We start from the raw sequence: 752 nt of genomic DNA on the forward strand, positions 1-752 counted from the left end.
CCGGACGTGTCGTCACCGGCGGGCCACTGCTGCGGGGTCCGCATGCCCTGGGCGGGAGTGGCCTGCGCGGGCGGCGCCTCGGCGGGCAGCGGCAGACCGCCGCCGGCGGGGGGCGCCGCGGACACGGCCCGTGCGACGGCCTGCGCGGCCTGTCCGGGCACCGGGTGAGGCCGCCCCTGCGGGGCGGAGGCCGGCTGGGCCGGAAGCTGTCCGGGCACCGGCGGCGCCGGAACCTGCTGCCCGGCGACCTCCACCGGACCCGGAGCCTGCCCTGCGACCTGGTCCGGACCGCCCTGGACCGGACCGCCCTGGACCGGAACCCCCTGCGCGCCCGTCCCGGCCGTCGCCTCCGCCGACTGCGGCTGCCCCACGGCACGCCGACGGCGTCCGGTCGGGGCGCTCGTGGGATGCGGCTGCGGCGGCGTGTGGTCGTCGGCCCGGCCGTGCGGTACGGCGTCGTGGCGTCCCTCGTCGGTCCCTGCGCGCCCGTGTGCCTGCGCCGGGACCGGCACCCCGACCGCGGCGGGTCCGGTGTCCGTGCGGTCCGCCTCGGCGGGCGGCAGCGCGAAGACCGTACGCGGAGCCGTCTCCTGGGCCGTCTGCGCGGCGGCGGCGCGCTCGGTGGCCGCGGCGAGGGCACGGCGGCGCCCCGTCGGCCGACCGTCCTCGTCCGGTCCGGGCACCGCGCCCGTACCCGGGTCCGGTGCCGCGCCGGCCGTCGTCCCGGTACCGGCGGGCAGCGCGGCCGGCAG

Annotated in this window: 1 pseudogene; it reads right to left on the reverse strand. The window is 82.0% G+C overall.

Going from position 1 to position 752, the window contains the following annotated elements:
- Positions 1–683: pseudogene (locus tag SZN_RS43095) on the reverse strand (hypothetical protein); the annotation flags it as partial.
- Between the last annotated feature and the right edge of the window lie 69 nt (positions 684–752).

The sequence above is a fragment of the Streptomyces zinciresistens K42 genome (assembly GCF_000225525.1).
Lineage (GTDB): Bacteria > Actinomycetota > Actinomycetes > Streptomycetales > Streptomycetaceae > Streptomyces > Streptomyces zinciresistens.